Here is a 5,366-nt window from a genome sequence, read left to right on the forward strand (position 1 = left end):
GCCCCCGGCCCCCGGACGGAACGTCGGGCTCGGTTTCCGGTCACGGGTCCGCCGGACCGGACGGCGGTGCGACCGGCGCGCTCGACGGGGGATCGGCAGAGTCCCTACGAGAAGGCCGGCGCGCCGGACCACGGCGAGAAGCGACTCACCGTCGGCTCCTCGCGCGGCTTCGACGTGTGACCGACGTAGCGTGCCTCCGGAAGCCCGCGGCACGCGGCACGCGGCACGCGGCACGCCGCCGACGGCGGGCATCGCGAGCGAGCGACACGGAACCCCTCCGCACCACCCAGCCCCCGGCTCCCAACTCCCCGGCCGGCCCCGGGCACCCGGCACCCAGCTCCCGACACCCGGCCGGGGGCCGACCGTGACCGAACCCATACGGTCCGCGTAGCCGGCCGGTAGCGCAGTGTCAGTGCTTGCGCCTACGCTGTGGCACATGTCCCCCACATCTTCCACCCCTGGTTCCGTGCGGTCTGCCGCCGAGCTGAACGAGCAGATCCGGGCCCTGTGGCGGCGCGCGGGTGGGTCCCTGTCGGCGCAGGAGCGGGTCGAGTACGAGCTGCTGGTGGTGGAGTGGGCGGCGGCGATCCGCGACGAGGTGGTCGAGGCGGCCTGACGTCCGCCGTCCGCCCACCGCCCCCGCTCGCGCACCTCCGGCCCGCCCCTCCCCACCTCCGCTCGCGGCACCTCCCGCCCGCCCCTCCCCACCTCCCCTCGCGACCCGGGCCTACCGTCCCCCGGCCACCCTCAGCACCGCCCCCGTCGTGTACGACGCGTCGGGCGACATCAGCCACGCCACCGCCGCCGCGATCTCCTCGGCCTGGCCCGGCCTGCCCAGCGGGATGGAGGCGGCGGCCCGACGGGCCCGGTCCGGATCGCCCATCGCGGCGTGGATCTCCGTGTCGATCACGCCGGGCGCCACCGCGTTGACGCGGATGCCGTCGGGCCCGAGCTCCTTGGACAGGCCCACGGTGAGGGCGTCCACCGCCGCCTTGGTCGCCGCGTAGTGGACGTACTCGCCGGGACTGCCGAGCGTCGCCGCCGCCGAGGAGATGTTGACGATCGCCCCGTCGCCCCGAGGAGTCATCAGCTGCGCCGCCCGCCGCGCGCACAGCAGCACGCCCAGCAGGTCGACGTCCACGACGCGGCGCAGGTCGTCGGTGCCGGCGTCGACGAGGGGCCCGAGAGGACCGGTCACGGCGGCGTTGTTCACCAGGCCCGTCACCGGCCCCAGCCGGTCCTCCGCGACGGAGAAGAGCCACTCCACGTCGGCCTCGACCGAGGTGTCGACCCGCACCGCGACGGCACGGACACCGGCCGCCTGCACCGCGTCGGCCACCTCCTCCGCGGCCCCCGCGTCACGGACGTACCCCACCACCACATCGTGCCCGTCGGACGCGAGCCGCCGGCAGACCGCGGCGCCGATCCCCCGGCTGCCGCCCGTGACGACGGTGACGAGGCGCTTCATGACCATCTCCTGACTCCGCTGGTGATCACCGCGGCGAGCCTACGCGCCCGGCCGCCCGATCCGGCTCTGGCCACCCCTGACTCACATGACCTGCATGACCTGCATGACCTGCATGACCTGCGGGGATGGCCGGTGAGACGGCGGCGACGCGTGGATATGCGGGACGGCGATCACTGGATAGAGTCGTCTCGTGCCACATGGTTGCGGGGACAACCAGAACTGCCTTTCGGCTGCCGACGTCCTGGGGAGGGCCTGCAGCACATGAGTCGTCGCTCTACTGGTTTTGTCGGCGTGTGGGCCGAGGTCCAGCGGCAGCAGCAGCGCCAGAGGGAATCCGAAGCCGGACAGCGGAGACGAGAAGCTCAGCAGGCGCGGGCCTACCGGCAGCGAGCCGCCCGGAGTCACCGCGAGTACCGGCAGGCCGAGGCGCTGCGTCGCACGGAGGAGCTGGACGCGCAGGTCGCGTCGCTGCAAGGGCTTCTGGCCGCGGGGTGCCGTGCCCCGGCGTTCCGGGCTTCCTCGCTCATGCGCCCCGAGGAGGTCCAGCCGTTCGCTCCGGGGCCGTTGGCGCAGCCCGTGCCCATGCCGGACGTCAACCGGTACCAGACGCCGATCGGCTGGACCGCGGGCCGGCGGGACCGGGCGCAGGCCGAGGCGCGGGCGCGCTTCGAGCGCGACCGGAACGCCGCCCGGGCCGCGGAGGTCCGGCGACAGCAGCAGTTGGCGTCGTACCGGCGTGAGTACCAGCGGTGGGCCGATGCCCAGCTGGCCGAGGTGCGTGCGCACAACGCCGGCATCGTGGCGGTGACCGAAGGGGTGAGGCGCCGGGACCCCGATTCCGTGGTCGAGTACTTCTCCGCCGCTCTCTACGCCTCGACGGCATGGCCGGAGGGCTTCCCCCGTCAGGTCGTGGCAGCCTACGATCCGGCCGCCCGGCAGCTGGTGCTGGACTGGGAGCTGCCCGCGTACGGCGTCGTCCCCGCGGTGAGATCCGTTCGGTACCTGTCCGGGGCGGACCAGGACAAGGAGACGCCCCGGCCGGTGGGTCAGCGTCGAGCCCTGTACAAGGAGGTCCTCGCGCAGTGCGTGCTGCTCGTCCTGCACGAGCTGTTCGCCGCGGACGAGCTCGGGGCGCTCGAGTCGGTGGCGTTGAACGGGTTCGTCGACGGACACGACCCCACGACGGGACGCCCCGGCCACATCGTCCTCGCGACGGTCATGGCTTCGCGCTCCTCGTTCCGTGACCTGCACCTCGCGCAGGTGGACGCGGGCAGTTGCCTGTCCGACGCCCTGCGGGGACAGCTCTCGGCCCGGCCCGACCAGCTCGCGCCGGTACGGCCGGGCCGGCGGCCGCAGGACGTCGGCAACCGGGTCGTCGCCCACGGCGGCGACGAGGAACCGGACCTGTACACCATGGATCCGGTCGAGTTCGAGCATCTCGTCGCCGACCTCTTCCGGGCCATGGGGATGCAGGCGGTGACCACCCAGCGCTCCAACGACGGCGGGGTGGACGTCGACGCACTGGATCCGGCACCGATCCGTGGCGGCAAGATCGTCGTGCAGGTGAAGCGCTACCGCACCACGGTGCCGCCGACCGCCGTGCGTGACCTGTACGGGACCGTGCAGGACACGGGCGCCAACAAGGGCGTCCTCGTGACGACGTCGGGGTTCGGCCCCGGCTCGCACACCTTCGCCAACGGCAAGCCGCTGGAACTCGTCCCGGGCCCCGAGCTCGTCGACCTGCTGCACCGTCACGGGCTGCGCGGCCGACTGGGCGAGGGCGGTCGCCGGGCCGCCGCGCAGGCGGCACCCCCGGAGCCGGCCACTCGGCTGCCCGACGACTACAACGTCCTGGGCATGTCGTGGACCGGAAGCGTCGCCCTGGACGTGTGCGCCCTCGTCTGCCACGGCAACCGGGTCCTCAGCGACGACCACTTCGTCTTCTTCAACAACCCGCGGACACCGGACGGCTCCGTGCGCGCCCTTCCCGCCACCGCACCCGACAAGGCCGCGATCTGCGTGTCCTTCGACGGGCTGCCGGCCGAGGCGGACCGCTTCGTGCTCGTGGCGGCCGTCGACCCGGAGGCCGACCCGCACGCCGACCTCTCCGGCTTCACCGACGCGTGCGTCCGGCTCCTCGATCCGCGGATGACGGAACTGGGACGGCTCGAGGTATCGGACGGACGGCCCCGCGAGACGGCCCTGGTGCTCGGCTCCTTCCGCCGGAGGCCCAACGGGGACTGGGACTTCGTCCTCGGCGGCAAGGGCTACCCGGGCGGCCTGGAGGAACTCGTCCAGGACTACGGCATCGAGGTGGAGTAGGTGGTCGTCGGCATCCGCGTGCGGACGCCGACGACGACGCGGAGCACGGCCCGGCCCGGTGCGGAGCCCGGCCCGGCCCGGAGCACGGCCCGGCCCGGTGCGGAATCCGGCCCGGCCCGGAGCACGGCCCGGCCCGGTGCGGAATCCGGCCCGGCCCGGAGCACGGCCCGGCCCGGTGCGGAATCCGGCCCGGCCCGGTGCGGAATCCGGCCCGGCGCGGAACCGGCACGGGCCGGGCGGCGCGTGTCCGTCAGGACGCGACGACGGCGCCGGTGGGCGTCTCGTCGGCGTCCAGGTCCCGCGGCGGGTCGCCGAGTTGCTCGCGCACGTGGTTCCAGACCACGGCGATCACCGCGGCGACCGGCACGGCGAGCAGGCTGCCCACGATGCCGGCGAGGCTGCCGCCCAGCGTCACCGCCAGCAGGACGACCGCCGCGTGCAGACCGAGGCCCCGGCTCTGGATCATCGGCTGGAACACGTTGCCCTCGAGCTGCTGCACCACCACGATGACGGCCAGCACGATCAGCGCGTCGGTCGGGCCGTTCGACACCAGGGCGATGAGCACCGCGACGAACCCGGCGAACAGGGCGCCCACGATCGGCACGAACGCGGAGACGAAGGTCAGCACCGCCAGCGGCAACACCAACGGCACGTCCAGGATCCACAGACCGAGGCCGATCAGGACGGCGTCGAGCAGGCCGACGACCGCCTGGGACCGCACGAACGCGCCCAGGGTCTCCCAACTGCGCTCGGCCACGACCGGGACGTCGGTGGCGAGACGGCCGGGCAGCTGACGGGACAGCCACGGCAGGAACCGCGGCCCGTCCTTGAGGAAGAAGAACATCAGGAAGACCGCCAGGACGGCGGTGACCACACCGTTGACCACGGTGCTCACCCCGGTGACGACCGTGGTGACCATGCTGCCGAGGCCGTCCTGGGCACGGGCGACCGCGGAGTCGAAGGCCTTCGTGATCTGGTCGTCGCCGATGTTCAACGGCGGCCCCGCGGCCCACTCGCGCACTCTCTGGAGGCCTTCGACCACGCCGTCGGTCAACTCCCCGGACTGGGACGCCACCGGGACGGCGATCAGCGCCATGACGCCCACGGCGACCAGCAGGAACAGCACGGTCACCGCCGAGGCGGCCACGGCGGGAGGCCACCCGTGGCGCCGCAGGAAACGCGCCAGGGGCCAGGTCAGCGTCGTGATGAGCAGGCCGACGACGAGCGGCCAGACCACCGACCACATCCGGCCCAGGACCCACAGGGCGACGGCGAGCATGACGAGCAGCAACAGCAGGTCGACGGATATGCGCGCGGACGAGCGGAGCGCGGCGCGGGTCCTCTCGGGACTCAACGGGGCAGGCATGGGTGCCACCCTATGCGGCCTCCCGGCGCAGATGGATCAGCGCGTCCTCTGGCCGGGTAGGGCCGTTCCGGCGGCAACAGCGCCGTGGGGCGGGCCGAGTTGGGCCGGCACGAGGGCCCTAATACTGCAACCGCATCTGGCGTGACGGGGTGTATCAGGTGGTCGTTGATACGACTGTGTGCTGACGCGTTGACGATGGAGCAGGTCGAG

4 protein-coding genes are annotated in these 5,366 nt (G+C 73.3%); 2 read left to right on the plus strand and 2 right to left on the minus strand.

Annotated elements, in window-relative coordinates:
• Positions 1-436 precede the first annotated feature (436 nt).
• Entirely contained in the window at positions 437-616 is a 180-nt protein-coding gene (locus tag ACFV9M_RS41680; protein ID WP_385079651.1) for a hypothetical protein, read from the plus strand.
• 111 nt (positions 617-727) lie between these two features.
• On the opposite strand, the gene ACFV9M_RS41685 is transcribed toward ACFV9M_RS41680, so the two are convergent.
• Positions 728-1,468 carry an SDR family oxidoreductase gene (locus ACFV9M_RS41685; RefSeq protein WP_385079650.1) on the minus strand — a complete coding sequence of 247 codons (741 nt, stop codon included), beginning with the start codon at positions 1,466-1,468 and terminating at the stop codon, positions 728-730.
• Between the two features lie 261 nt (positions 1,469-1,729).
• Between ACFV9M_RS41685 and ACFV9M_RS41690 the strand changes: the two genes are divergently transcribed.
• The gene (locus ACFV9M_RS41690) at positions 1,730-3,790 is read left to right on the plus strand and encodes a restriction endonuclease (protein ID WP_385079648.1); all 2,061 of its coding nucleotides are present in this window, start codon (positions 1,730-1,732) and stop codon (positions 3,788-3,790) included.
• Between the two features lie 250 nt (positions 3,791-4,040).
• Here ACFV9M_RS41690 and ACFV9M_RS41695 read toward each other — a convergent pair whose 3' ends face one another.
• Positions 4,041-5,156, minus strand: a complete 1,116-nt coding sequence (locus tag ACFV9M_RS41695; protein ID WP_385079646.1) for an AI-2E family transporter — start codon at positions 5,154-5,156, stop codon at positions 4,041-4,043.
• Between the last annotated feature and the right edge of the window lie 210 nt (positions 5,157-5,366).

Source organism: Streptomyces sp. NPDC059895 (assembly GCF_042731035.1).
Taxonomy (GTDB): Bacteria; Actinomycetota; Actinomycetes; order Streptomycetales; family Streptomycetaceae; genus Streptomyces.

Excerpts from the sequence above, each read along its gene's own strand:
- ACFV9M_RS41690 (WP_385079648.1), top strand. The coding sequence starts at position 1,730 with ATGAGTCGTCGCTCTACTGGTTTTGTCGGCGTGTGGGCCGAGGTCCAG.
- ACFV9M_RS41695 (WP_385079646.1), bottom strand. The coding sequence starts at position 5,156 with ATGCCTGCCCCGTTGAGTCCCGAGAGGACCCGCGCCGCGCTCCGCTCG.
- ACFV9M_RS41685 (WP_385079650.1), bottom strand. The coding sequence starts at position 1,468 with ATGAAGCGCCTCGTCACCGTCGTCACGGGCGGCAGCCGGGGGATCGGC.
- ACFV9M_RS41680 (WP_385079651.1), top strand. The coding sequence starts at position 437 with ATGTCCCCCACATCTTCCACCCCTGGTTCCGTGCGGTCTGCCGCCGAG.